At 69.3% G+C, this 25,901-nt stretch carries 24 protein-coding genes and 1 tRNA gene; 4 read left to right on the forward strand and 21 right to left on the reverse strand.

Going from position 1 to position 25,901, the window contains the following annotated elements; translation table 11 throughout:
- Positions 1-19: 19 nt before the first annotated feature.
- The 6 genes from MRBLWO14_RS01225 to solA form a co-directional block, all read right to left on the reverse strand.
- Positions 20-793, reverse strand: coding sequence for an ATP-binding cassette domain-containing protein (locus MRBLWO14_RS01225; RefSeq protein WP_341934674.1), 774 nt, complete (start codon positions 791-793; stop codon positions 20-22).
- Positions 790-1,659 (reverse strand): ABC transporter ATP-binding protein, encoded by an 870-nt coding sequence (locus MRBLWO14_RS01230; protein ID WP_341934675.1) that lies wholly within the window; start codon positions 1,657-1,659, stop codon positions 790-792. The genes MRBLWO14_RS01225 and MRBLWO14_RS01230 overlap by 4 nt, the downstream gene beginning before the upstream one ends.
- Positions 1,660-1,733: 74 nt before the next feature.
- Positions 1,734-3,308 carry an ABC transporter substrate-binding protein gene (locus MRBLWO14_RS01235; RefSeq protein WP_341934676.1) on the reverse strand — a complete coding sequence of 525 codons (1,575 nt, stop codon included), beginning with the start codon at positions 3,306-3,308 and terminating at the stop codon, positions 1,734-1,736.
- 4 nt (positions 3,309-3,312) lie between these two features.
- The gene (locus MRBLWO14_RS01240; RefSeq protein WP_341934677.1) at positions 3,313-4,263 is read right to left on the reverse strand and encodes an ABC transporter permease; all 951 of its coding nucleotides are present in this window, start codon (positions 4,261-4,263) and stop codon (positions 3,313-3,315) included.
- Entirely contained in the window at positions 4,260-5,210 is a 951-nt protein-coding gene (locus MRBLWO14_RS01245; RefSeq protein WP_341934678.1) for an ABC transporter permease, read from the reverse strand. Before MRBLWO14_RS01245 ends, MRBLWO14_RS01240 begins: the two co-directional genes overlap by 4 nt.
- A gap of 15 nt (positions 5,211-5,225) precedes the next feature.
- Positions 5,226-6,356, reverse strand: coding sequence for an N-methyl-L-tryptophan oxidase (solA, locus tag MRBLWO14_RS01250; protein ID WP_341934679.1), 1,131 nt, complete (start codon positions 6,354-6,356; stop codon positions 5,226-5,228).
- A gap of 170 nt (positions 6,357-6,526) precedes the next feature.
- On the opposite strand from solA, the gene MRBLWO14_RS01255 reads away from it, so the two are divergent.
- Positions 6,527-7,201 (forward strand): DUF998 domain-containing protein, encoded by a 675-nt coding sequence (locus MRBLWO14_RS01255; protein ID WP_341934680.1) that lies wholly within the window; start codon positions 6,527-6,529, stop codon positions 7,199-7,201.
- Positions 7,198-7,791: a helix-turn-helix domain-containing protein gene (locus MRBLWO14_RS01260; protein WP_341934681.1), complete on the forward strand. Its 594-nt coding sequence runs from the start codon at positions 7,198-7,200 to the stop codon at positions 7,789-7,791. Before MRBLWO14_RS01255 ends, MRBLWO14_RS01260 begins: the two co-directional genes overlap by 4 nt.
- A gap of 86 nt (positions 7,792-7,877) precedes the next feature.
- Here the strand turns inward: MRBLWO14_RS01260 and MRBLWO14_RS01265 are convergent.
- From MRBLWO14_RS01265 to MRBLWO14_RS01295, 7 genes are all read right to left on the reverse strand, one after another.
- Positions 7,878-7,949 (reverse strand) — tRNA-Gln (locus tag MRBLWO14_RS01265).
- A gap of 97 nt (positions 7,950-8,046) precedes the next feature.
- Positions 8,047-9,552 carry a glutamate--tRNA ligase gene (gene gltX, locus MRBLWO14_RS01270; RefSeq protein WP_341934682.1) on the reverse strand — a complete coding sequence of 502 codons (1,506 nt, stop codon included), beginning with the start codon at positions 9,550-9,552 and terminating at the stop codon, positions 8,047-8,049.
- Between the two features lie 12 nt (positions 9,553-9,564).
- Positions 9,565-10,848, reverse strand: coding sequence for an MFS transporter (locus MRBLWO14_RS01275; protein ID WP_341934683.1), 1,284 nt, complete (start codon positions 10,846-10,848; stop codon positions 9,565-9,567).
- A complete protein-coding gene (locus MRBLWO14_RS01280) occupies positions 10,845-11,621 on the reverse strand; it encodes a fumarylacetoacetate hydrolase family protein (protein WP_341934684.1) in 777 nt (258 codons plus the stop codon). Before MRBLWO14_RS01280 ends, MRBLWO14_RS01275 begins: the two co-directional genes overlap by 4 nt.
- A 36-nt stretch (positions 11,622-11,657) precedes the next feature.
- A complete protein-coding gene (locus MRBLWO14_RS01285) occupies positions 11,658-12,758 on the reverse strand; it encodes a branched-chain amino acid aminotransferase (protein WP_341934685.1) in 1,101 nt (366 codons plus the stop codon).
- 61 nt (positions 12,759-12,819) lie between these two features.
- Complete coding sequence (locus MRBLWO14_RS01290) at positions 12,820-13,863, reverse strand: 3-isopropylmalate dehydrogenase (protein ID WP_341934686.1); 1,044 nt, start codon at positions 13,861-13,863, stop codon at positions 12,820-12,822.
- Between the two features lie 76 nt (positions 13,864-13,939).
- Positions 13,940-15,475, reverse strand: a complete 1,536-nt coding sequence (locus tag MRBLWO14_RS01295) for an MFS transporter (protein ID WP_341934687.1) — start codon at positions 15,473-15,475, stop codon at positions 13,940-13,942.
- Between the two features lie 118 nt (positions 15,476-15,593).
- Here MRBLWO14_RS01295 and MRBLWO14_RS01300 point away from each other — a divergent pair, with 118 nt between their 5' ends.
- Entirely contained in the window at positions 15,594-16,139 is a 546-nt protein-coding gene (locus MRBLWO14_RS01300) for a TetR/AcrR family transcriptional regulator (RefSeq protein ID WP_341934688.1), read from the forward strand.
- Between the two features lie 69 nt (positions 16,140-16,208).
- Here MRBLWO14_RS01300 and serA read toward each other — a convergent pair whose 3' ends face one another.
- The 3 genes from serA to MRBLWO14_RS01315 form a co-directional block, all read right to left on the reverse strand.
- Positions 16,209-17,813, reverse strand: coding sequence for a phosphoglycerate dehydrogenase (serA, locus tag MRBLWO14_RS01305; protein WP_341934689.1), 1,605 nt, complete (start codon positions 17,811-17,813; stop codon positions 16,209-16,211).
- A gap of 126 nt (positions 17,814-17,939) precedes the next feature.
- The gene (locus tag MRBLWO14_RS01310; RefSeq protein WP_341934690.1) at positions 17,940-18,272 is read right to left on the reverse strand and encodes a hypothetical protein; all 333 of its coding nucleotides are present in this window, start codon (positions 18,270-18,272) and stop codon (positions 17,940-17,942) included.
- Positions 18,269-18,790: a hypothetical protein gene (locus tag MRBLWO14_RS01315; RefSeq protein WP_341934691.1), complete on the reverse strand. Its 522-nt coding sequence runs from the start codon at positions 18,788-18,790 to the stop codon at positions 18,269-18,271. Before MRBLWO14_RS01315 ends, MRBLWO14_RS01310 begins: the two co-directional genes overlap by 4 nt.
- Positions 18,791-18,868: 78 nt before the next feature.
- Between MRBLWO14_RS01315 and MRBLWO14_RS01320 the strand changes: the two genes are divergently transcribed.
- A complete protein-coding gene (locus MRBLWO14_RS01320) occupies positions 18,869-19,804 on the forward strand; it encodes a hypothetical protein (protein ID WP_341934692.1) in 936 nt (311 codons plus the stop codon).
- Between the two features lie 59 nt (positions 19,805-19,863).
- Here the strand turns inward: MRBLWO14_RS01320 and ilvC are convergent, their stop codons facing one another.
- The 5 genes from ilvC to otsB form a co-directional block, all read right to left on the reverse strand.
- Positions 19,864-20,892 carry a ketol-acid reductoisomerase gene (gene ilvC / locus MRBLWO14_RS01325; RefSeq protein ID WP_341934693.1) on the reverse strand — a complete coding sequence of 343 codons (1,029 nt, stop codon included), beginning with the start codon at positions 20,890-20,892 and terminating at the stop codon, positions 19,864-19,866.
- Between the two features lie 60 nt (positions 20,893-20,952).
- Positions 20,953-21,462, reverse strand: coding sequence for an acetolactate synthase small subunit (gene ilvN, locus MRBLWO14_RS01330; RefSeq protein WP_341934694.1), 510 nt, complete (start codon positions 21,460-21,462; stop codon positions 20,953-20,955).
- A 2-nt stretch (positions 21,463-21,464) separates the two neighbouring features.
- A complete protein-coding gene (locus MRBLWO14_RS01335) occupies positions 21,465-23,267 on the reverse strand; it encodes an acetolactate synthase large subunit (RefSeq protein ID WP_341934695.1) in 1,803 nt (600 codons plus the stop codon).
- Between the two features lie 72 nt (positions 23,268-23,339).
- The gene (ilvD, locus tag MRBLWO14_RS01340) at positions 23,340-25,058 is read right to left on the reverse strand and encodes a dihydroxy-acid dehydratase (protein ID WP_341934696.1); all 1,719 of its coding nucleotides are present in this window, start codon (positions 25,056-25,058) and stop codon (positions 23,340-23,342) included.
- A 9-nt stretch (positions 25,059-25,067) separates the two neighbouring features.
- Positions 25,068-25,865 carry a trehalose-phosphatase gene (otsB, locus tag MRBLWO14_RS01345; protein WP_341934697.1) on the reverse strand — a complete coding sequence of 266 codons (798 nt, stop codon included), beginning with the start codon at positions 25,863-25,865 and terminating at the stop codon, positions 25,068-25,070.
- Positions 25,866-25,901 lie beyond the last annotated feature (36 nt).

Here is a 25,901-nt window from a genome sequence, read left to right on the forward strand (position 1 = left end):
GGCTGTCTCCTCTCGTGCGTCAGCTCCGGTACAGCACGGGCATCGATTCGAGCAGTGTCCGCGTGTAGGGGTGCCCGGGGGCGTTCATGACCTGCTCCCCCGTGCCCTCCTCGACGACGCGGCCTCGATGCATGACCGCGACGCGGTGTGCGATGTGGTGCACGACCGACAGGTTGTGGGTGATGAAGAGGTATGTGACCCCGGAGTCCTTCTGCAGCTGCACGAGCAGGTTCAGCACCTGGGCCTGCACCGACACGTCGAGGGCCGATGTGGGCTCGTCGAGGACGACGAACTCAGGCTCGGCCGCCATCGCCCTGGCGATCGCGATGCGCTGACGCTGTCCGCCGGAGAACTCGTGCGGGTAGCGTCCCGCGGCATCCATCGGCAGCGCCACACGGTCGAGGGCGTCGGCGATCCGTCGCCGGCGCTCCTTCGCGCCGACGCCGGCCGCGACCAGCGGTTCGGCGATCGATCGAGCGACCGTGAAGCGCGGATCCAAGGAGTCGTTCGGGTCCTGGAAGACCATCTGGACGCGGCGGCGATGGCACCGCAGGGCACTGCCGCGCAGGCCGGTGACGTCGGTCCCGTCGAACTCGATCGTGCCGGCGGTGGGCGTGCGCATCAGCAGGATGGCCCGCGCGAGGGTGCTCTTGCCCGACCCCGATTCGCCGACCAGACCGAGCGTCTGTCCTCGCGGCACCGTGAGGCTCACGTCGTCGAGGGCTGTCATGGTGTCGTTGCCGTGGCCGAAGCGCTGCGTGACGTTGCGGACGCGGAGGACGTCGTCGCTCATGAGGCCTCCTCGAGGACGGGCGCCACCTCGGCGAAGTCGTTGACGGCGGGGATGACGGCGAGGGGCGAGCGCACGGGCACCGACGGACGAGGGATGCTCTCGAGGAGAGCGCGGGTGTAGGGATGCCGTGGGTCGTCGAGCACCCGGCGAGCCGATCCAGACTCGACGACCCGCCCGCGGTACATCACCGCGACGCGCTCGCAGAGCTGTCCGATCACGCCCAGGTCGTGACTGATGAACAGCACTCCCATCCCCGTCTCGTCCCGCAGGGTGCGGATGAGGTCGAGGATCTGCGCCTGCACGGTCACGTCGAGGGCGGTCGTCGGTTCGTCTGCGACCAAGAGGTCGGGTCCGGCTGCGACGGCGATCGCGATCACGACGCGCTGCCGTTGTCCGCCAGACAGCTGGTGCGGGTAGTAGTCCAGGCGCTTCTCCGCGTCAGGCATCTGCACGAGTCGGAGGATCTCGAGTGCCCGCGCCCTGGCCTGGCGTCGGTCAGCCTTGCCGTGGATCTGCAGGACCTCGGCGATCTGCGCGCCGATGCGCATGCAGGGGTTGAGTGCCGACATGGGCTCCTGGAAGACCATCGACGCCGCGAGGCCGCGGATCTTCGCCCAGTCGCGCTCGCCCGCGTCGTTCATGTCGTTGCCGGCCACGTCGAGCCTGCGCGCCGTCACGCGCGCCGAGTCGGGCAGCAGTCCCATCATGGCGAGGGCGATGCTCGATTTGCCGCTGCCCGACTCACCGATGACCCCGACGATCTCGCCCTTGCGCACGCGCAGCGAGACGCCGGAGACCGAGGGCGGGGCGCCGCCGTAGGCGATGCTGAGGTCGTCGACGCGCAGGGCGTCGGTGTCTTCGGTCATGCGCTTCTCGTTCCTGTCGAGCGTGCGGGTAGGGTGCCCCGACGCCGCAGGATGCGCGGCGTCGGGGCGGGGCCTCACTGGGTCAGCCAGGCGTGGTCGAGAGCCGATCGCGCGTAGAACGCGTCATTCTCGTAGTCGTGCAGCTTGTTCGAGTCCCACACCTCGAAGTACACCGGCACGGCGGCCGGCACGAACTCGAGCGCCTTGTCTGCGGCCTCCGTCGCGAGCTGCGTGATGAGGTCGGCGTACTCCTCGGGCGTCGCCGCCGACTTCGCCTGCACGAGCAGCTCGCGCGCCTTGTCGGCGTCGGGGTTGCCGTCCCAGTGGTTGTAGTAGCCGCCCTCGAGCAGCACCGGCTCGAGGTAGTAGGCGGCCGAGGCACGCGGGCTGCCGGGGATCGCCACGAGGTCGGTCCACGACTCGCCGGTGGTGAAGATCGGCGAGATCTCCGCGAGGGGCGTCGCCTTGAGGTTGAGGGTGATGCCCGCTTCGGCGAGCTGCTGCTGCATCATCTCGTAGACCGGGTGGTGCGCTGCGGCGACATCGCCCATGTAGCTGAGGGTGATCTCGGGATTCGGCTGTCCGGCTTCCGCGAGCAGGCGCTTCGCCTCGTCGACGTCGCGCTCATGGTAGGGCAGAGTGGTCGCGTCGGTGGCTCCGGGGTCTCCTGCGGGCGGCACGAACGAGATGCCCGCGTTGCCGAGCATCGCCGTGTCCACGATCGCCTGCCGGTCGAGCGCGAGCGAGAAGGCCCGTCGCACGTCGATGTCGGCCAGCGGCCCGGACTCGGGGTTGACGTACACCGCGAGGTTCTGGCGGAACGCGGCGTCACCGAGTGTGAACCCCGACGATGCCGCCTGCTGCGCGAGACTGCCGTCGATGAACGCCGCGGCCTGCACGCTGCCCTGCTGCACGGCGGCGAGGAGGGTGTTCTCGTCGGGGTACAGCTCGAACACGATCGTGTCGATGTAGGGCTCCTCGCCCCAGTAGTTCTCGTTCTTCTCCAGGGTGACCGAGACGCCCTGGTTCCATTCCGTCACCTGGTAGGCGCCGGTTCCGACGCTGCTCGTCTGCCGTTCCTCCTCCGAGGCGTTGCCGTAGGCCTCCTCGCTGACGATGAGGAAGGTCTGTCGGGCGGAGACCGCGTCGAGGAACGTCCCGTCCGGTGCGCTGAAGCGGAACGTGACCTCGTAGTCGCCTGTCGCCTCGACGCTCTCCATGAGGCTGAGGTAGGTCGCGTTCGTGCCGCCGTCCTTGCGGGTCTCGAACGAGTAGACGACGTCCCCGGCGTCGAACGGGGTGCCGTCTGCGAACGTGACGTCGTCGCGCAGCTGGAACACCCAGGTCGTGTCGTCGGTCTGCTCCCATTCGGTCGCGAGCGCGGGTTCGATCGTTCCGTCGTCGTCGCGCGTCAGCAGGGTGTCGTAAGCCATCGAGTAGATGACCTCGGCCGCGATGGTCGAGGCGACCATCGGGTCGATCCCGCCTGCGGACGGCTCGGCCGGAACACCCCAGGTGAGGGTGCCGCCGGCGACCGGGTCGCCCGCGTCCTGCCCACCGTTGCCGGTGCCGCCGCCGGACGTGCATCCGGCGATCGTCAGGGTCGTGACGGCGAGTGCCGCCACCCCTGCCCAGTGTCGTCTGTTCATACCTCTACTCCGTTCGGGTGTGGTGCATGGGTGTGGTGGTGCGGTCGGGGTTCGCGGAGTCGCGACGCTTCGTCCGCCGTCCCAGCGAGAAGGCGGGTTCGCGGCGCGGCGCGAGATAGTCCTGCAGGCCGTCCGCGAGGAGGTTCCACGCCGCGGACAGCAGGATGATCACGAGCGAGGGAAGGATGATGAGCAGCGGGTTCATCTGCATGAACCGCGTGAACTCGCTGATCATGCGCCCCGCCGAGGGCTCGGGAGCCTGCACGCCCTGACCGAGGTAGCTGAGGGCCGCCTCGATGAGGACGACCTGGGATGCCACCGACGCGAACTGCACGAACAGGGGCGTGAGCACGTTGGGCAGCAGGTGCTCCACGATGACCCTGGCCGGCCGGACGCCGCTCAGAGTGGCGGCGAGCACGAAATCGCGCTCCCGGAGGGCGATGACCGGCGCGCGCATGACCCGTGCGAAACCGGGGGCGAACACGAGCCCGAGGGCGAGGATGAGCGGCCATGGCCCGTTGCCGATCACGACTCCGACGACGAGCGCCACGAGGATCGCGGGGAGGGCGAGCACCGCGTCGACGATGCGCATGATCACGGCGTCCACCCATCCCCCGACGTAGCCGGCGAGCAGGCCGAAGAAGGTGCCGATGACGGCGCCGAGTAGCGCGGCCGCGCCGGAGATGACGAGACTGGTGCGCGCGGCGAGGGCGAGTCGGGTGAAGGTGTCGCGGCCGAGGTTGTCGGTGCCGAGCGGGTTGTCGAGGCTCGGCGGTTGGAGGGCCGGTCCCGCCGCGACGAACGGGTCGTGCAGGGGCCACAGCGTCATCCAGCCGGCGACGACGAGGATGACCGCGAGGATCCCCGCTCCGCTCCAGAAGGACGGGCCGAAGCGACGGCGGCGCGGGCGCCTTCCGGCGACCTCGGCGAGGGCGAGTTCTCTTGTGACGGTCATCGTGCGTGCACCCTCACTCGGGGATCGATCAGCGGATACAGCAGGTCGACGGCGAAGTTGATCACCACGTACACCACCCCGATCAGCAGCACGGTGGCCTGGATGATCGGGTAGTCGGACGAGCGGATGCCGGTGAGCAGCAGCGACCCCATACCCGGGAGCGAGAACACGGCCTCGATCACGACGGTGCCGCCGACGAGGGCTGCCAGCTCGATGCCGATGACCGTCGTCACGGGGATCAGGGCGTTGCGCAGCGCATGGCGCCCGACCAGCACGCCGGCGGAGGCGCCTTTCGCTCGTGCCGTGCGCACGAAGTCCTGACCGAGCGTGTCGAGCAGTGTTCCCCGGGTGTACCGCGCCACGATCGCCGCGAGGACGATGCCGATGAGGAGCGCCGGGAGGATCAGCACCCCGATCGCGCGGAGCGGGTCGTTCGCGGCGCCCGAGTACCCCACGAGCGGCAGCCTCAGGGTGAGGGAGTTGACGAGGATCAGCACGGTTCCCAGCACGAACGGCGGGGTGGCGAGGAGCACGAACGAGAACCCGCGCACCAGGTGGTCGGGAACCCGGCGCCAGCGCGTGGCCGCGAGGACGCCCGCGGGGATGCCGAGCACGGTGCCGAACACGGTGGCCATGACGGCGAGGGTCAGGCTGAGAGGCAGGCGGGCGGCGATCAGCGCTGAGACCTCACCGGGCACGGTGATCGCCCGCCCGAAGTCCCCCTGCACGACACCCAGCAGCCACGCGAAGTACTGCGTGATCCAGGGTCGGTCGAGACCGAGCTCCTCGCGGAGCGCCGCGAGCTTCGCCGGATCGGGGTTGGCCGGGTCGACGAAGGCCGCGAGCGGGTCGCCCGGGATGATCCGCACCATCGAGAACACGAGGACCGACAGGATGAACAGCACGAGCAGCGACGACAGGATGCGCTGGAGGATGTACTGGGTCACGAGCGAGATTCCCGGTCAGGCGAGGGTCATCGCGTCCGCTGCGGCGAACTCGCTGAGGTCGTCGGTGGATTCGCCGTCGAGCGCGAGCTGCGCGAGCACCCTGCCCAGGGCCGGGGTGAACTTGAATCCGTGTCCGGCGGCCAGTCCGACGATGATGTCGGGGTGCTGCGGCAGGGCGCTGAGCACGAAACGACGGTCCTTGGTGAGGGCGTACTGGCAGGTCACCGTGCGCAGCTCCGGTCCGGAACCGGGGATCACGTCGTGCATGAAACCGGTGAGCTGCTCGATGAGCTCCGGCGAGGGGACGAACGACCGAGTGGCCGGCGTCATACGGTTCTCCGACACGTCGCGCGCCGCCTTGATCGTCGGCTCACCGTACGTCGGGAAGCCGTAGTAGCACTCGTCGTCCTCCCAGATCCACACGGGGAAGGACGAGCGGTCGTACTGTTCGGGGTGCTCGGGACGGAAGTAGCTGACCTGCTCCTGCATGATGTCGAGCGGGATGGCCGCGCCGAGGGGCTCGAGCAGTTCGTTGGTCCACGCGTCGGCCGTGACGATGACCTTCCCCGCGCGGATGTCCCCCTGTGCTGTGCGCACGATGACGCCGTCGCCGTCCGGCTCGAGAGCGACGACGGGGGTGCGGTCGCGGATGTCGGCTCCGTGGACGCGAGCGCGCATCTGCAGTGTGGCGACGGTGCGAGACGCGTGCGCGATGCCGGTGTCGGCGGTGTAGACGGTCTCCACATCCTCGGGCACGTGGAACTGCGGCCACCGGGCGCGCACCTCGGCGGGCGAGAGCAGTTCGTGCTCGACATCGCACTCCGTGAGCGCGGCGGTGAAGTCGGATGCCGAGTACGGGCCGGCCACGGGGAGCATGATGATGCCGCCGGTGATCGTCAACAGGCGCTCCCCCGACTCGGCTTCGAGGTCCGCCCAGTCGCGATAGGCCGACTGTGCGAGGCGCACGTACGCCGAGGACCCGTACGAGGTGCGCACGATCCGGGACGTGTCGTGGGACGCGCCGCGGACGTGTCCGAGCTCGTACTGCTCGAAGGCGACCACCCTGGCTCCTCGACGGGCGAGGTGATAGGTGGCGGCGCTGCCCAGCGCTCCCATCCCGACGACTGCGACCTCGAACGACTCCATGATGCTCCGTCTCTGACCTGGCCGCCGGTGGCGGTCGACCTGTTGTCGTTCAGTGTGGGGGGCGTCGCTCGCGGCCCACTATGGGCGGTCCGTCCACGTTGTGCGCGTGGGAATGGAGGGTCGATACGCCGCTCTGATCGCACGCCAAGCTGCGGACTAATATGGTCCGTATGCGACCGATTCAGTCCAAGAGTGCCGTGCTGTGGATCCTCGCCGCCGCGATCTACCTCGTTGCGGAGGCGGTGAGTGCGTCAGCCTTCCCCGGGTACTCGTACGCCACCAACTACATCAGCGACCTCGGCGTCCCCGACGTCGGACAGTTCCAGGGGCGCACGATCGACTCGCCGCTGCACCTCGTGATGAACGCCGCTTTCGTGCTGCACGGCGTGCTCTTCGCGAGCGCTGCAGCCCTCACCGTCCGCGCAGGCGGCTGGCGGCGCGGTGCACGTCGGTGGTTCCTCGGCGCAGCCCTCGTGCACGCGGTGGGCATCATCCTCGTCGGGCTGTTCCCCGGCAGCCAGACGAACGCCGACAACGGACTCATCTCGCTCCATGTGCTCGGGGCGGCGATGGCGATCATCGCCGGCAACGTCGCCGCGATCGTCGCGGGCAGGACCGCGCTGCGGGAGTCCCCGCGATGGCTGGGCTCGGCATCCGTCGCGCTCGGCGTCATCGGGCTGCTCGGCCTGGTGATGCTCCTCGTCGACTCGAACTCCGCCGCGTTCACCCTGCTCGCCGACGGCGTGTGGGAGCGGATCGCCGTGTACACGATCCTCGCGTGGGAGCTGCTCGTGGGCGTCACCGCCCTCGTGCTCCGCGGGCGGTCGGCGACGGAGCGCGCGTGAGCGCCGCGACACGGCCAGTGCGCCCCACCTCCGCCCAGGTCGACGCGGCCGTCCTTGACACGGCGGCCTCGCTCGTCGCGCGGCGGGGCGCGAAGGAGACCTCCGTCCAGGCCGTGGCCGACGCGACCGGATTCTCGAAGACCGGGCTGCTCAGAAGGTTCCCGTCGAAGGATGCTCTCATCGACGCGGCTCTGGACCAGTGCGTACGGCTCACGGAGAGCGTGCACGCCGAGGTGGCGGGGCTCAACGACGACCGAGCGCGAGATGCGGCGACCATCGCGGCCCTGGTCGATCTGGCCCTCCGCCACCCCGGGTGGGCCAGGGTCGTGCTCGCCTCCATCCCGCCGATCGAAGACGAGCGGCTGCTCCCCGGGCTCGCGCGGATCGGAGCGCTCGTGTCGGACATGTTCCGACTCGACGAGGCCTCGAGCCTGCATCGTCGGGCCCGAGTCACCGGCGCCCTCGGCGTGCTGGTCACCCTGGCCCTGACGTACCAGGACCAGACCACCGCCGAGGTCGCTCGGCCTCTCATCGTCGATGTGTGTCTGACGACGCTCGGCGGGATCGTCGGTGACGGGCCCTCGACCTGAACCGCGTCGGAGCACGTCGCCGCCGCATCGGTGGCGAGCTGACCGAAAATGACGAAACCCCCGCCTGAGCGGGGGTTTTCGTTCTGCTGGGGTACCTGGACTCGAACCAAGAACAACTGAACCAGAATCAGCCGTGTTGCCAATTACACCATACCCCAAGGGCGAAACCTGAGCCTCGCACCGAGAGTCAAGCCTACCCGAGCGGCGACCGGAATGCCAAAACGCCTCACTCCGGTCGCCTACCCGGGCGTGCCGTCACTGAGACAGGACGTCAGCCAGACCGCGGAGGCGGCGAAGCGACTCGTCCTTCCCGATCAGCTCCATGGACTCGAACAGCGGCGGCGACACACGCCGACCGGTGATCGCGACGCGCGGCGGGCCGTAGGCGACGCGGGGCTTCAGTTCGAGGTTCTCGACGAGGGCGGTGGCGAGAGCATCCTGGATCTTCTCCGGGGTGAACTCCTCGACGGGCTCGAGAGCCGCGACGCAGGCCTGCAGCACCTCCGCGGCATTGGCCGGGAGCCCCTTCAGCGCATCGGCGTCGTACGACACCTCGTCGACGAACAGGAAGCCGAGCATCCCCGGCACATCGCCCAGCAGCTGCACGCGCTCCTGCACGAGCGGCGCCGCCCGGAAGGCGAGGACGAGCTGCTCGTGCGTCGGCTCGTCGAAGAGCCCCGCGGCGGCGAGGTACGGGATGGTGCGCTCGGCGAAGTCCTTCTCCCCCAGCATCCGGATGTGGTCGCCGTTGATCGACTCGGCCTTCTTCTGATCGAAGCGCGCCGGGTTCGGGTTGACGTTCGTGATGTCGAACGCCTCGATGAACTCGTCCAGCGAGAACACGTCGCGGTCGGGGCCGATCGACCATCCGAGCAGAGCCAGGTAGTTCAGCAGCCCTTCATGGATGAACCCGCGCTCGCGGTGCAGGAACAGATCGGCCTGCGGGTCGCGCTTCGAGAGCTTCTTCGTGCCGGTCTCCCCCAGCACGAGCGGCATGTGAGCGAAGCGAGGCACGAACGTCGTCACGCCTGCGTCGATGAGGGCCGCGTAGAGGGCGAGCTGACGGGCAGTCGACGGCATGAGGTCCTCGCCGCGCAACACGTGGGTGATCCCCATGAGCGCGTCATCGACCGGGTTCACGAACGTGTACAGCGGGATGCCGTTGGGCCGCACCACGACGAAGTCAGGGAAGGACCCCGCGGGGAACGTCACCTCGCCGCGGATGAGATCGACGTACGTGACGTCCTCGTCCGGCACGCGCAGGCGCAGCGCGGGCTGACGCCCCTCGGCGCGGAACGCGGCCTTCTGCTCGGCGGTCAGCTCCCGATCGAAGTTGTCGTAGCCGAGCTGCTTGGCACGGCCCGCAGCCTCGTTACGGGCATCGATCTCCTCGGCGGTCGAGTAGCTCTCGTAGAGCGCCCCGGTCGCGAGCAGCTTGTCGATGACACCTCGGTAGATGTCGTGGCGCTCCGACTGGCGGTACGGGGCGTGCGGGCCGCCCACCTCGACACCCTCGTCCCAGTCGATCTTGAGCCAGGTGAGCGCGTCGACGAGCTGTCGGAAGCTCTCCTCGCTGTCGCGCGCGGCGTCGGTGTCCTCGATGCGGAACACCATCTTTCCGCCGTTGTGTCGGGCGTAGGCCCAATTGAACAGAGCGGTGCGGACCATGCCGACGTGCGGCAGACCGGTCGGCGAGGGGCAGAAGCGCACGCGGACGTCGGCGCCGCTGGCCGTCGTCGTGAGGGGGTGAGGAGTAGCCATAGCCCTTCGATTCTACGGCGCAGGCGTCGTGCTCCCCGCGCGCCGGCGCTGCATGGCAAGCGGCGACAGCGCGACGATCGCGACGACGAGCACGGAGGCCGCGATCCCGAGCCCGGCGTACTGGAAGTTCGCGAGGACGACGCCGGCGAGCACGGCACCGGCCGCGGCGGAGAGACTCATCAGCGAGTCGCTGCGTCCCTGCCGCCGTGTGCGGAGTTCGGGGGCGCTCGCCTCGGTCAGCAGCGCCGCACCGGCGACCGTGGCGGCGCTCCAGCCGAGGCCGAGCAGGATCAGCGCGACCATGACACCCCACTCCTGATCGTTCACGAACACGGCGAAGGCCAGAGCGCCGCCGAGCAGCGCCTGCCCGAGCAGGACGACGCGCAGCCTGCCCCAGCGGTCGGCGAGGATGCCGAACAGCGGCGACAGCGCATACATGCCGCCGACGTGCAGGGCGATCGTGATGCCGACGAGGGCCGAGACGTCGGCCGGGGTCGGCGCCATGCCGTGTGCGCCGTGCGCCATGTGAGCGAGATGCACGGGAGTCATCGCCATGACCGAGGCCATGACGACGTGCGAGCCGGCGATCGCGAAGATGGCGTAGCGCGCCACGACGGGGCGGTCCTCGATGACACGGCCCACGGTCGCTGCTGCCGCGACAGCGAGCCTCTGCGCCGTGAGCAGCGGATCAGGGCGCAGGGCGATGAGATACAGCGCCAGGGCCGCGCACTGCGCGACGAACGAGAAGGCGTAGGAGCCCGTCTGCGGCGGCATCCCGATGATCTCTCCGACGACCTCGCCAGGGCCGAGGAGCAGCGGTCCGGCGACCCCGCCGATGGTCGTAGCCCACACGACGATCGACAGATCCCTGCCCCGATGCTGCGGAGAGGCGAGGTCGGTCGCGGCGAACCTCGACTGCAGGTTGCCGGCGTTCCCGGCTCCGATCATGACGATGCCGACGAGCAGCAGCGGGAAGAGCCGCAGGGAGGCGGCGGTGATGACGACGGCGATGCCGACCAGCGCGAAGAGGTTGCCGAGGGTCAGAGCCCGTCGGCGCCCCACCCGCGCGGCGAGCCGGGCCAGCGGGATGGCGCAGAGCGCGGCACCCAGTGTCACGGAGGCCGTCGCCATACCCGAGAGCGCGTCACTGCCCGAGATGTCGGCTGCGAGCAGAGCCCCCAGCGACACGGTCGCCCCGAATGCGATGCCGCCCAGAACCTGCCCTATCGACAGGATCAGGACGGTGCGCCGTTGAACGCCGAGGACCTGCGCCGCCGAGAGGGCGACATCGCTCATGACGCGGGAGAGACGTCGCGCACGGCGTTGCGCAGGATGCCGAGGCCGGTGATCTCGACCTCGACCGTGTCTCCCGCGCCGAACGCGCCCACGCCGGCGGGTGTGCCGGTGAGGATCACGTCGCCGGGCAGCAGCGTGAACACCGCCGATGCGTGCTCGATGATGTCGGCGACGGAGTGGATCATGTCGCTGAGCGGAGCCTGCTGCCTCACCTCGCCGTTCACCCGGGTCTGGATCGTCGCGGTCGACGGGTCGAAGTCCGTGTTGATGGTCGGGCCGAGCGGGCAGAACGTGTCGAATCCCTTCGCCCTCGTCCACTGACCGTCCTTGCGCTGGAGGTCGCGAGCGGTCACGTCGTTCGCGATCGTGTAACCGAGCACGTGGTCGAGAGCGTTCTCGGCGGAGACGTTCTTGGCGACGCGGCCGATCACGACGGCGAGCTCGCCCTCGAACTCGGTCTGCTCGGAGATGGAGGGTCGCACGATCGCGTCGCCCGGGCCGATCACCGACGTGTTGGGCTTGAGGAACAGCAGGGGCTCGGCGGGCGCCTCTCCCCCCATCTCGGCGGCGTGCTCGTGGTAGTTCTTGCCCACGCACACGATCTTGGAGCGAGGGATCACGGGAGCGAGGATGACGGCATCCGCGATCGGTACTCGGTCACCGGTCGTCTCGTACCCGGCGTACAGCGGGTCGCCCGTCAGGACGACGAGGTCGGACTCGTCGACGATCCCGAACAGGATGGCGTCGTCATGGCTGAACCGGGCGATCTTCATGCATCCAGCCTATCCAGCCCGATCCGGCCGGAACGCTCAGCCGTCGAGGCGAACGAGCCAGCCGTGCCGATCTTCGCGACGTCCGTACTGGATGTCGGTGAGCTCCTCGCGCAGCGAGAGGGCCAGCTCGCCCAGTGGCTGCGGCTCGTCGAATCCGTCGCCCACGAGCGCGCCGATCGGCGTCACCACCGCAGCGGTTCCGCAGGCGAAGACCTCGACGATGTCTCCCGAGGCCACGCCCTCGCGCCACTCCGTGATCGAGATCGGTCGCTTCTCGACCGTGTAGCCGCGGTCCTCGGCCAGCTGCAGCAGCGAGTCGCGGGTGATGCCCTCGAGGATGCTGTCCGACTCCGGCGTGACGACGCGGCCGTCCTTGAACACGAACACGACGTTCATTCCGCCGAGCTCCTCGACGTTGTCGTCCTCGTTGAGGAAGACCACCTGGTCGCAGCCCTTCTGGCTCGCGAGCGCCTGGGGCAGCAGACTGGAGGCGTAGTTCCCGCCCGTCTTGGCCTTGCCGGTGCCGCCGCGCCCCGCGCGGGCGTGCTCCTCCGACAGCCAGATGCGCACGGGCTTCACCCCGCCGGTGAAGTAGGCGCCGGCCGGGCTGGCGATGACGTAGTACGCGACCTTCTGCGCGGCGCGCACGCCCAGGAACGCCTCCTTGGCGAACATGAACGGGCGCAGATACAGGCTCTGGTCCGCTCCGGACGGCACCCAGCGTCCGTCGACGGCGATGAGCTCGCGCAGCGACTGGACGAAGTACTCGGACGGCAGCTCCGGCAGGGCGAGACGCCTGGCGCTCGCCTGCATGCGCGCCGCATTGCGGTCGGGGCGGAAGGTGTGGATCGAGCCGTCGGCGTGCCGGTAGGCCTTGATGCCCTCGAAGATCTCCTGCGCGTAGTGCAGGACGGATGCTGCGGGATCGAGCGGGATCGGACCGTAGGGCTGCACGCGCGGACGGTGCCATCCCCCCTTGGCCGACCAGCAGATGTCCACCATGTGGTCGGTGAACACGACACCGAATCCGGGGTTCTCCAGGACCTCCGCGACGCGTGCCGGTGTGGCCGCGTTCAGGTTCTTCGTCACCGCGAACTCCAACGGAGCCACGGTCGTCTCGGCATCGATGGTCGTCATGTCTTCATCCAATCCTCGTGGGTGGGCGCATCGTCGCGCCGCTTCAGCCTACGCCTGCTGTTCAGAGGCGTGCCGTGATCGCGGAGCCGATCTCCGCGGTCGTTCGCGCGCCCGACCGGGCGGCGACGTCGGCCTCGACGGCGGCGTGCACGCGGGCACTCTCCTCCGGGAGGCCGAGGTGGTCGAGCAGGAGGGCGATCGAGAGGATCGCGGCCGTCGGGTCGGCCTTCTGCTGACCGGCGATGTCGGGCGCCGAACCGTGCACGGGCTCGAACATCGAGGGGAACGCGCCGTCGGGATTGATGTTCCCCGAGGCTGCGAGGCCGATGCCGCCCGTGACGGCGCCGGCGAGGTCGGTGAGGATGTCACCGAAGAGGTTGTCCGTGACGATCACGTCGAAGCGCGATGGATCGGTCACGAGGAAGATCGTGGCGGCGTCGACATGGAGGTAGTCGACGGAGACGTCGGGGTGCTCGGCGGCGATCTCGTTCACGATCCGCTGCCAGATGGCGCCCGCGTGCACCAGCACGTTCGTCTTGTGCACGAGCGTCACCTTCTTGCGCCGACGCTCGGCGAGATCGAAGGCGTAGCGGACGACGCGCTCGACACCGAAGGCGGTGTTGACGGACGTCTCGTTCGCGACCTCGTGAGGGGTGCCCGTGCGGATCGCTCCGCCGTTGCCGACGTACGGCCCCTCGGTGCCCTCGCGCACCACGACGAAGTCGATCTCGCCCGGTTCGGCCAGCGGGCCGGGGGCGCCGGCGAAGAGCTTCGACGGACGCAGGTTCACGTAGTGGTCGAGGGTGAACCGCAGTTTCAGGAGCAGGCCGCGCTCGATGTTGGCGTCTTTCAGACGCGGGTCGCCCGGGGTTCCCCCCACGGCCCCGAGCAGGATCGCGTCGTGCGCGGCGATGGCCGAGAGATCGTCGTCCGTGAGGGTGTCGCCCGTGGCGAGGAACCGGTCTGCGCCGAGCGAGAACCGGGTCTTGTCGAACGTCACGTCTGCGTCTGCCGTGACCGCGTCGAGCACCTTCTCGGCCTCGGCGATGACCTCGGGGCCGATCCCGTCGCCGGGGATGACGGCCAGCTTCACGACACGCGACATGGGACTCCTTGCATCGGGACGGACCGGCCTGCTCCGCCTGGCGGCGTCGAGCGGACCGGTCCCCCCAGCGTAGCGGTCAGTGAGAGGGCGCCTTGCGCAGTGTGACGGCGGCGATGACCCCCGCGACCACGACGAGGCCCGCACCGATCAGCGACGTCACGAGGACGCCGGAGCCGAACGCCGCGGATGCCGCAGCCCACAGGGCGTCGCCGAGTTCGCCCGGCAGCTCGGCCGCAGCCGTGTACGCCCCGGCGAGGGTCTCGGATGCCGCGTGCGCGGCGTCGGCGGGGATGCCGTCCGGCACCACGAGCGCGCCGCGGTAGAACGCGGTGATGAGTCCGCCGAGCACGGCCGTGCCGAGCACGGCTCCGAGCTCGTAGGCGGTCTCCGACACGGCGCTCGCTGCTCCGGCCTTCGCAGCCGGAGCGCTCGAGAGGATCAGCTCGTTCGAGATGGTCTCGGCGGCGCCGATGCCGATGCCCAGCACGACGAAGGCGATGATGAGCGGCGCCACACCATGATCCTCGGTCGACAGGGCGACGAGAAGGTATCCGGCGACCGAGAACACCAGGCCGGCCGGCACGAGGACGTGCGGGCGCACTCGACGCGAGATCGGCACGACGCTGAGGCCGGCGACGATCATCGCCACCATGCCGGGCACGAGCGCCAGGCCCGCGACCATCGGCGAGAGCCCGAGGACGAGCTGGAGATGCTGGGAGACGAAGTAGAGGAAGCCGACGAGTGCGACGACGCTGAGCAGGTTCACGAGGATCGCTCCCGAGAACGTCCCTCGGCGGAACAGCGCCATGTCGAGCATGGGGATGTCGGCTCGGAGCTGGCGTCGGACGAACAGGTACCCCATGATCACGCCGAGCAGCGCCCAGCCGCCCGCGGTGAGCGACGGACCGTCGACCGCGAACGACTTGATCGCGTAGACCACGGGGATCATGGCGGCCATCGACAGCAGGATGCTGACCGGGTCGATTCGTCCGGGGTGGGGGTCGCGGCTCTCGGGTACGAGGAGCGGCGCGGCGATGAGCAGCGGGATCAGCACGGGAACCGCGATGAGGAACACCGATCCCCACGCAAAGTGCTCGAGCAGGAAGCCGCCGACGATCGGACCGAGCGCCGCACCCGCCGAGAACGCGGACGCCCACACCGCGATCGCGAGACGCCGCTGGTCGCGGTTCTGGAAGATCGAGCGCAGCAGCGACAGAGTCGACGGCATGAGCATGGCTCCGAAGAAGCCGAGCAGGGCACGTGCGGCGATGAGCAGGCCTGCGGTCGGCGCGAACGCCGCCAGCGCCGACACGATCGCGAAACCGGTCGCGCCGATCAGCAGCATCCTGCGGCGTCCGAAACGGTCGCCGAGCGTTCCCATGGTCACGAGGAGCCCGGCCAGCACGAGCGGGTACACGTCGATGATCCAGAGCTGCTCGGTCCCCGAGGGGGCGAGCGCGATGGAAATCTCGGGCAGGGCGAAGCTGAGCACTGTGTTGTCCACCGAGACGAGCAGCACCGGCAGCATGAGGACGACGAGAGCCGCCCAGCCGCGGGCCCCGACGCGGGGGGCTTCCGTCTCCGTCGTCGGGATCGACGCCGTGCGGGTCATGAGGAACACCTTTCGAGTTGCGGCGGCCTGAATCTAAACCGTCCGGATGGTATAGTAACAGAATCACCGCTCCCCTGGCGTACCGTGAAGACAGGAATCCGCCGAGCAGAGGACCCCGATGCCCAGACCTCCCCTCGCCCGCGAGCGCGTGCTCGACGCGTTCGAGAAGATCGTGATCAACGACGGCGAGCGAACGGCTACCCTCGACGCCACGGCCAAGGAAGCCGGCGTCTCGAAGGGCGGCCTCCTCTATCACTTCGGCTCGAAGGACGACCTCGTCGCCGGCCTGCTCGACCGTCTCGACAGGCTCACGACGGCAGACCTCGAACGCATGAACGCGCACGACGAGGGCCCCGTCGCCTATTACGTGCGCACCTCGGTGATGGAGGACGACGCGCTCGACCGCGCCCTCATCGCCACGTCACGCCTCGCCCAGGGCGGTTCCGTCGCGGCCGGCGACGCCCTCCGCCACGTCCGACGGCGCTGGGAGGACACGATCCGCCCGCACGTGCGCGATCGCGCCAGTCTCGACCTCGTGATGCTCGTGAGCGACGGCCTGTACTTCAACAACTCCCTCGACGTGAACGGCGAGGAGCACCTGGTCCCCCACCGCGAGGAGCTGGAGGCGCTGCTCGCCCTGGTCCTTCGCGCCACGGCGCCCTGACCGGCGGCGCGGACAGAGAAGAGGGAGGATGCCGCGGTGCGCGGCATCCTCCCTCTTCGTCGGTTCCGATCAGACCTCGGTGATCTCGATCTGACGGAACAGGTCGGCGTCGATCGCGTCGCGGACGTCGTCGAGCAGCTCGTCGGACACCGGCGAGTCGAGCGTCAGGACGCTGAGGGCCTGGTCTCCCGCGGCGAGTCGCGCGATCTGCATACCGGCGATGTTGATGCCCGCCTCGCCGAACTTCTGGCCGTAGACCGCGACGATGCCGGGGCGGTCGGTGTAGAGCATCACGACGTGGTGCTTCTCGATCGGCAGCTCGAGCGCGTGGTCGTTGATGCCGACGAGCTTCTCGGTCTGCTTCGGACCGGTCAGCGTGCCGGAGACCGCGAGCTGCGAGCCGTCGGACAGCGCGCCCCGCAGCGTGATCACGTTGCGGTACTCGTCGCTCTCGTCGTCCTTGAGCAGGCGGACCGCGATGCCGCGCTGCTCGGCGAGCAGCGGAGCGTTCACGTACGACACGGTCTCGCTGACGATGTTGGTGAACACGCCCTTCAGGGCCGCGAGCTTCAGCACGCTCACGTCGTAGTCGTTGAGCTCACCGTGCACCTCGACGTCGAGGCTGGTGAGCGGCGACGTCGCGAGAGCCGCGAGGATCTGGCCGAGCTTCTCGACGAGCGAGATGCCGGGACGCACGTACGGGTCGATGACACCGCCGGCGACGTTCACCGCGTCGGGCACGAGGTCGCCGCCGAGCGCGAGACGCACCGACTTCGCGACCGAGACGCCGGCCTTCTCCTGGGCCTCCTCGGTGCTCGCGCCGAGGTGCGGGGTCACGACGACGTTGGGCAGGTCGAGGAGCGCCCGCGCGGAGCCGCCCTCGACCGGCGGCTCGGAGGTGAACACGTCGAGGCCGGCGCCCGCGATCTCACCTGCGACGAGCGCCTCATGGAGCGCCTCCTCGTCGATGAGGCCGCCGCGGGCCACGTTCACCACGAAGGCCGTCGGCTTCATGGCTGCGAACTGCTCTGCGCCGATCATGCCCGTGGTCTCGGGGGTCTTCGGCATATGGATCGTGAGGAAGTCGGACTCCGCCACCAGCTCGTCGAGCGAGAGCAGCTGCACGCCGAGCTGCTGGGCGCGCGCGGAGGTGACGTAGGGGTCGTACGCGACGACCCGCATGTCGAACGCGGCGAGTCGGGCCGCGACGAGGGCGCCGATGCGGCCCAGTCCGACGATGCCGACGGTCTTCTCGAACAGCTCGGCGCCCGTGAAGGAGCTGCGCTTCCAGGCGCCCGACGACAGCGAGGCGTGAGCGGCAGGGATGCGGCGGGCGAGGCTCAGGATGTGGCCGACGGTGAGCTCGGCGGCCGAGACGATGTTCGAGGTGGGGGCGTTCACCACCATGACACCGGCGGTGGTCGCCGCCTTGATGTCGACGTTGTCGAGTCCGACGCCGGCACGGGCGACGACCTTGAGCTGCGGAGCGTGCGCGAGAGCCTCTTCGTCGATCTGCGTCGCCGAGCGGATCAGCACCGCGTTCGCCTCGGCGAGGGCCGCGAACAGGGCCTCGCGATCGGTCCCGTCGACGTGCCTGACGTCGAAGTCGGGGCCGAGGGCCTCGATCGTGGCGGGAGAGAGAACTTCGGCGATGAGCACGACGGGCTTCGGCACAGTGGATCCTTCGGGGCAGCGCGACAGGCGGGAGGGGCCGATGCGCCGCACACCGTGGGGGCGCGATCACCTCAACTGTACCCGAGCGCTCCCCCGCCTCCCGGACGTGTGACGGACGACGACGCCTCAGGCGGTCGGCAGCGTGAGGCTGTAGGCCAGCAGGCTCAGCCAGAACACCGCCACGATGCCCAGACCGGCCAGCAGCGCGAGCGCGAGCTCGCCGGCACGACGACGGCGACCGATCAGGTAGGCGAACACGAAGACGATCGCGGGGAAGACGACGCCGAACAGCAGCGTCACCCACCCGGCGCCGTCGATGCCGCTCTGCGCCATCGTGATGAGGTGGGCGATCGCGTTCCAGATCGCGTACGCGTAGAAGAGGCCTGCGAGGCCGAGGACGAGCCCGGTCACCCAGCGGGGCGACGACGGAATCGGGGATGCGGGACGCGTGGCGGTCATGATCCGATCGCCCCCACCGTCACGAAGGGCCAGGGCACGAGCAGAACCACTCCCAGCAGGAGGACGGACAGACGGATCCAGGTCGCCTTGCCGCGCGTGAGCACCCACCCGGCGAGGAACCAGAGCGCCGGTGCCGCGACGGCGAGCACGAACCACGGGAGGAACATCGCATCGGCGACGAAGAAGTTCGCGAGCGGCTTGAGTCGCAGGCCGCCCACGACCCAGCCGACGCTGTAGAGGAGGTAGATCCCGCCGACGACGCCGAGCGCGAGTAGCATGCCCGTGCTCAGAGAGGGGCGCTCGTCATCGAGCAGGACGCCCGCGTCGTTCTCCGCGTCGACCGGCGCCGCGGCATCCGACGACCGCGCGGCCTCGGGCGATGGTTCGACGACCGACGGCTCCGCTGCGGCATCCTGCACGGGCGAGGGCCGACCGGCATCCTCTCGATGCGGTCGCTTCGAGGTGCGACCCTCGTCACCGTCCCAGCTCAGGGCATCGTCGTCGGAATCGGATGTCATGTCTCCAGCGTAGGACACCGGCTCCACTAGGCTCGGGGGCATCCGGGCCGGAAGCGCCCACGGCGGGGAAGGATCGCAGTGACCGAGGACAACAATCGAACAGACCGTTCGCGGTCGACCGGCGAGGCCGGAGAGCCCGCAGCGGGCTGGACGCCGACCGCGCAGGCCAGATCGAAGGCGACGACGTTCCGATGGATCGCGGTCGCCCTGTGGGTCGTCGCGATCGCCGCCGAGGCCGTCGCCATCTTCTGGGTGCTGCGTCAGCGCGTCGTGGTCGGCGAGGACGGCACGTACGTCCGCGACACCGACACCGGCCTGCTGGAGAGCCAGAACGCCACGGCCCAGTTCCCCCAGTGGGCGTTCATCACGCTGCTGGTCATGCTCGTCGTGATCGCGGCGCTGTCGATCACCGGCTCGATCCTCTGGAAGAAGGCGAACCGGCTGGATCCGGCGCGAAAGTCGGACAAGGTCCGCTTCTTCGTGCAGAACCAGCTCGGCGCGATCATCGCGATCGTCGCCTTCCTCCCGCTGATCATCCTGATCTTCCTGAACAAGGACATGGACAAGGGGCAGAAAGCCACCGCCGGCGTGGTGGGCATCGTCCTCGCCGCTCTCGCCGTCGTCCTGGGGATCGACTTCGACCCCCCTTCCGTCGAGCAGTACACCGCCGACCAGTCCACCGTCATCCAGCTGCTCGGGAAGGACGAGGTGGTGTGGGTCGCCGGGGGTGCGGTCTACCACGTGTGCGACGAGGTCTCCGACATCCAGACCGGGAGCGAGAAGCTGACCGGGACGACTGCGGAGGCCGTCGAGGCCGGCAAGATCCGACTCACGCTGAAGTTCGCCTCGGAGCTGCGGACCTGCGGTCTCGCCGTGCCGGAGAACGCCGACGAGATCACCGAGGCGCTGCGGGCGATCCAGAGCGGCCAGGTCGACACTCCCCTGCCCGCGCCCGTGTGGGCCGATCCGGCGGACGCGCCGATCCAGGTGGAGGACGCCGCGCCCGCGGAGTGAATCCGGACGCAGAACGGGCCCGGTGCGATTCGCACCGGGCCCGTTGCTGTGTGGTGGGGTCAGCGCGCAGCGCTGCCGTCGACGTAGTCTTCGTCCTGCTGCTTCCAGGCGAAGAGCGAACGCAGCTCCTTGCCGGTGGCCTCGATCGGGTGCGTCTCCTCCTTGGCACGCAGCGCCAGGAACTCCTCGGCACCGTTGTCCTGATCCTCGATGAAGCGCTTGGCGAAGGCGCCCGACTGGATGTCGGACAGAACGCCCTTCATGCTCTCCTTGACGCGCTCGTCGATGACGCGCGGGCCCGAGACGTAGTCACCGAACTCGGCGGTGTCGGAGATCGACCAGCGCTGCTTGGCGATGCCACCCTCCCACATGAGGTCGACGATGAGCTTGAGCTCGTGCAGCACCTCGAAGTACGCGATCTGCGGCTGGTAGCCCGCCTCGACGAGGGTCTCGAAGCCGGCCTGCACGAGGTGGCTCATGCCACCGCAGAGCACGGCCTGCTCGCCGAAGAGGTCCGTCTCGGTCTCCTCGGTGAAGGTCGTCTTGATGACGCCGGCACGGGTGCCGCCGATCGCCTTCGCGTACGAGAGGGCGGTCGCCCAGGCGTTGCCGGAGGCGTCGCGCTCGACGGCGATGATGTCGGGGATGCCCCGGCCGGCGACGAACTCGCGGCGCACCGTGTGTCCGGGAGCCTTCGGCGCGACGAGGATCACGTCGACGCCCTCGGGAGCGTCGATGTAGCCGAAGCGGATGTTGAAGCCGTGCGCGAAGGCGAGGGTCTTGCCCGCGGTGAGGTTCGGGGCGATCGACTCGCTGTAGATGGTGCGCTGGTGCTGGTCCGGCGCGAGGATCATGATGAGGTCGGCCCACTCGGTGGCCTCGGCGACGGTCTTGACCGCGAAGCCGGCCTCCTCCGCATTCGGCGCGGACTTCGAGCCCTCCTTGAGGGCGATCGCGACCTCGACACCCGAGTCGCGCAGGTTCTGCGCGTGGGCGTGGCCCTGCGAGCCGTAGCCGACGATCGCGACCTTCTTGCCCTGGATGATGGACAGGTCGGCGTCAGCGTCGTAGAAGATCTCGGTGCTCACTGGTTCTTTCTCCTTGTTCGTGGTTGATCGGGACGCGTGGTCCCTGAGCTTGGTGAAGGGTCAGCCGCGCAGGACGCGCTCGGTGATGCTCTTGCCGCCGCGGCCGATCGCGAGGAGACCGGACTGCGCGATCTCCTTGATGCCGAAGGGCTCGAGGGCCCGGAGCAGTGCCTCGACCTTGCCGCGGTCGCCGGTGACCTCGACGACGAGGGCGTCGGAGGCGTAGTCGACCACGGAGGCGCGGAAGAGGTTCACGACCTCGATCACGTTCGATCGGGTGGTGTTGTCGGTGCGCACCTTGATGAGCATGTGCTCGCGCTGCACGGACGTCGAGAAGTCGAGCTCCACGATCTTGATGACGTTGATCAGCTTGTTGAGCTGCTTGGTCACCTGCTCGAGGGGCAGGTCGTCGAGATCGACCACCACCGTGATGCGCGAGATGCTCGGTACCTCGGTGACGCCCACCGCGAGCGAGTGGATGTTGAAGCCCCGTCGGGCGAAGAGTCCGGCGACTCGCGTCAGCAGACCGGGGGTGTCCTCCACGAGGAGGCTCAGCACGTGCGTCGTCATGGTCAGTCCTCCTCGTCGAATGCGGGCGCGTGGTCACGCGCGTACTGGACGTAGCTGTTGCTGACGCCCTGCGGCACCATCGGCCACACCATGGAATCGGCGCTCACGACGAAGTCGATCACGACGGGACGGTCGTTCGTCTCGAGCGCGAGCTTGATGGCGGCGTCGACCTCCTCCTCCTTCTCCACGCGGATCGCGAGGCACCCGTAGGCCTCGGCGAGCTTCACGAAGTCGGGGATGCGGATGGTGCCGTGGCCCGTGTTCAGATCGGTGTTCGAGTGACGCCCGTCGTAGAAGAGGGTCTGCCACTGGCGCACCATGCCCAGCGAGGAGTTGTTGATGACGGCGACCTTGATCGGGATGTTGTTGATCGCGCAGGTGGCGAGCTCCTGGTTGGTCATCTGGAAGCAGCCGTCGCCGTCGATCGCCCACACGTGACGGTCGGGCTCGGCCACCTTGGCGCCCATGGCGGCGGGGACCGAGTAGCCCATGGTGCCCGCTCCCCCGGAGTTCAGCCAGGCGTTCGGACGCTCGTACTTGATGAACTGCGCGGCCCACATCTGGTGCTGGCCGACGCCCGCGGCGTAGATGCCCTCGGGGCCCGTGAGCTCGCCGATGCGCTGGATCACGTACTGCGGCGCGAGGAGACCGTCGGTGGTCGGCGCGTATCCCAGCGGGAACTCGGTGCGGAGGCCGTCGAGGTACGACCACCACTCCTCGGTGTCGGGAGCGGTGCCCCCGGCAGCGCTGCGGAACGCGCTCTCGAGGTCGACGAGCACGTCGCGCACGTCGCCGACGATCGGCACGTCGGCCGTGCGGATCTTCGAGATCTCGGCGGGGTCGATGTCGACGTGCACCACCTTGGCGTTCGGCGCGAACAGCGCGGCCTTGCCGGTCACACGGTCGTCGAACCGGGCGCCGAGCGACACGAGCAGGTCGGCCTCCTGCAGCGCGAGCACGGCCGGGACCGTGCCGTGCATGCCGGGCATGCCCAGATGCTGCGGGTGCGAATCGGGGAACGCGCCGCGCGCCATGAGCGTCGTCACGACCGGTGCGCCGGTGGTCTCGGCGAGGGCGAGGAGCTCGGCCGAGGCGCGACCGCGGATCACTCCGCCGCCGACGTACAGCACGGGCTTCTTGGCCTCGGCGAGCAGCGCCGCGGCGGCCTGGATCTGCTTGCCGTGCGCCTTGGTCACCGGGCGGTAGCCGGGGAGGTCGATCTTGGGCGGCCACACGAACGGGGCGACGGCCTGCTGCGCGTCCTTCGTGATGTCGACGAGCACGGGGCCGGGGCGACCGGTCGAGGCGATCTCGTACGCGGCGGCGATGGCGCCGGGGATGTCCGCGGCATCCCGCACGAGGAACGAGTGCTTCGTGATCGGCATCGTGATGCCCACGATGTCGGCCTCCTGGAACGCATCCGTGCCCATGAGGGTCGAGAACACCTGGCCGGTGATCGCGAGCAGCGGCACGGAGTCCATGTAGGCGTCGGCGATCGCGGTGACGAGGTTGGTCGCGCCCGGTCCGGAGGTCGCGATGCACACGCCCACCTTTCCCGACGACGACGCGTATCCCTCGGCGGCGTGTCCGGCCCCCTGCTCGTGGCGGACAAGGATGTGGCGCAGCTGCTTCGCGTCCATCAGCGGGTCGTAGACGGGGAGGATCGCGCCACCCGGCAGACCGAACACGTCGGTGATGCCGAGCAGTTCGAGCGAGCGGACGACGGCCTCCGCCCCGGTGATCTCGGGAGCGGACGACTTGGGTGCGGGTGGCCTCGGCACGGCCGAGACGGAGTCAGCAGTCATGACTTTCCTTCTGATGGTCTGTGGGCGACGTCGGTCCTCAGACGGGTTCGGGAACCCGTCTGGCGGATCGGATCAGCCGGTCGTCGCGCCTTCGGCGGCGGAGCGCACGAGACGCGAGTACTTGGCAAGAACGCCACGGGTATAGCGCGGGGGAAGCGGCTCCCAGCCAGAGCGGCGGGAGGCGAGCTCCGCCTCGTCGACGAGTAGGTCGAGAGAGCGGGCTGCGATATCGACCCGTATCAGATCACCATCGCGCACGAAGGCGATGGGACCTGCGTCCACCGCTTCGGGTGCTATGTGGCCGATGCACAGGCCGGTTGTGCCGCCTGAGAATCGTCCGTCCGTCAAGAGTAGTACATCTTTTCCGAGCCCCGCGCCCTTGATGGCCGCCGTGATGGCGAGCATCTCGCGCATGCCGGGTCCGCCCTTGGGCCCCTCGTACCGGATGACGATGACCGTGCCCGGTTCGATCGACCCATCGGCGACGGCGTCCATCGCCGCGCGCTCGCGCTCGAAGACGCGTGCGGGTCCCTCGAACACCGCGGCGTCGAAGCCGGCCGTCTTGACGACGGCGCCCTCGGGCGCGAGCGAGCCGTGCAGGATCGTGAGCCCGCCCGTGGCGTGGATCGGGTTGTCGAACGTGTGGATGACCTCGCCGTCGATCGGCTGCGGGTCGAGCTCGGCGAGGTTCTCGGCGAGCGTCTTGCCGGTCACGGTGAGCGCGTCGCCGTGCAGCAGGCCTTCGTCGAGCATCGCCTTCATGATGACGGGGATGCCGCCGTGACGGTCGACGTCGTTCATGACGTACTTGCCGAACGGCTTCATGTCGGCGACGTGCGGCACCCGGTCGCCGATGCGGTTGAAGTCGTGCAGGCTCAGCTCGACGTCGGCCTCGCGGGCGATCGCGAGCAGATGCAGGACCACGTTGGTCGAGCCGCCGAGGGCCATCGCGAGGGCGATCGCGTTCTCGAAGGCCTCCTTGGTGAGGATGTCGCGGGTGGTTATCCCCTGGCGGAGCAGGTTCACGACGGCCTCGCCCGACCGGTGCGCGAAGTAGTCGCGACGACGGTCGGCAGCGGGCGGGGCCGCAGAGCCGGGAAGGCTGAGACCGAGCGCCTCGGCGACGGACGCCATGGTGTTGGCCGTGTACATGCCGCCGCACGCGCCCTCGCCCGGAGCGATCGCGCACTCGATGCGCTTGAGGTCCTCCTCGCTCATGAGCCCGGCACGGCAGGCGCCGACGGCTTCGAAGGAGTCGATGATGGTGACGTCCTTCTCCGTGCCGTCCGAGAGCTTCACCCAGCCGGGCGCGATCGATCCCGCGTACAGGAACACGCTCGACAGGTCGAGGCGGGCGCTGGCCATGAGCATGCCGGGGATCGACTTGTCGCAGCCGGCGAGCAGCACCGAGCCGTCGAGACGCTCCGCCATCATCACGGTCTCGACGGAGTCGGCGATGACCTCGCGCGACACGAGCGAGAAGTGCATCCCCTCGTGACCCATCGAGATGCCGTCCGAGACCGAGATGGTGCCGAACTGCAGCGGGTAGCCGCCGCCGGAGTGCACGCCCTCCTTCGCGCCCTGGGCGAGCCGGTCGAGGCTCAGGTTGCAGGGGGTGATCTCGTTCCAGCTCGAAGCGATGCCGATCTGGGGCTTGTCCCAGTCCGCGTCGCCCATGCCGACGGCGCGGAGCATGCCGCGGGAGGTCGTCGCCTCGATGCCGTCGGTGACGACGCGACTGCGGGGCTTGATGTCGATGGACTCGTGAGGGGCGGTGTCAGGCGAGGACATGACGGAAGTCTATTCCCGACGGGCAGCGCGCTCGTCCGCCAAGGCGCCCAGAAGAAGGGCGATCTCCTGTGGGTTCTCCACACGCAGGGTCGCCGCGGTCTCCCCCGGTCCGACCCGCACGCCGAGATCGTCGCCCTCGAGCACGCGCATCGCGTCCTCGTCGGTCACGTCGTCGCCGGCGAAGAGGATCGCAGTGGCGGCGAAGTGGGCGCGGAGCGCCGCCATCGCGGCATCCTTCCCCTCCGTCCGCGACGAGAACTCCAGCACGCGGTGGCCGGAGCGACGACGCCAGTGCGGGAAGCGCGCGGCGACCAGCTCGTCGATCTCGGCGAACACCGCCTTCTCGACCTCGCGGGTGGCTGTGCGCGTGTGCACACCCATCCCGAACGTCTTCGGCTCGAGCTCCGCACCCTCGTATCGGTCGATGATGGGGCGGGCGGCGGCCCAGAGCTCCTCGCGGTCTCCGTCGGCCGTCGCCGGTCCGTCGGCGTCCGCGTCGCCCACCCCCGGGTACCAGTACTGCGCGCCGTGCGAGCCGGCGAGGGTGATGAGCGAGTCGTCGGTGTGCTCCGTGATGACGCGCAGATCGTGCATGCTCCGACCGGAGACGTAGGCCACCACCGTGTCGGGGAGCTCGGCGAGACGCGCGACCTGCGCCGCGACCTCGGGGAGCGCCCGCGCGGCCATGGGGTCGGGAACCAGCGGAGACGCCGTCCCGTCGAAGTCCAGTGCGACGACGAGCCGCGGTGTCGCGGCGATGGCGCTCAGGGCGGGGTCTGACGAACCGGGGGTCCAGCTGCGGGTCACGGGAGAGTCTCCAATCGACGGGTCCCCTCCAGTATG

Origin of the sequence: Microbacterium sp. LWO14-1.2, from assembly GCF_038397715.1 — a bacterium.
Lineage (GTDB): Bacteria > Actinomycetota > Actinomycetes > Actinomycetales > Microbacteriaceae > Microbacterium.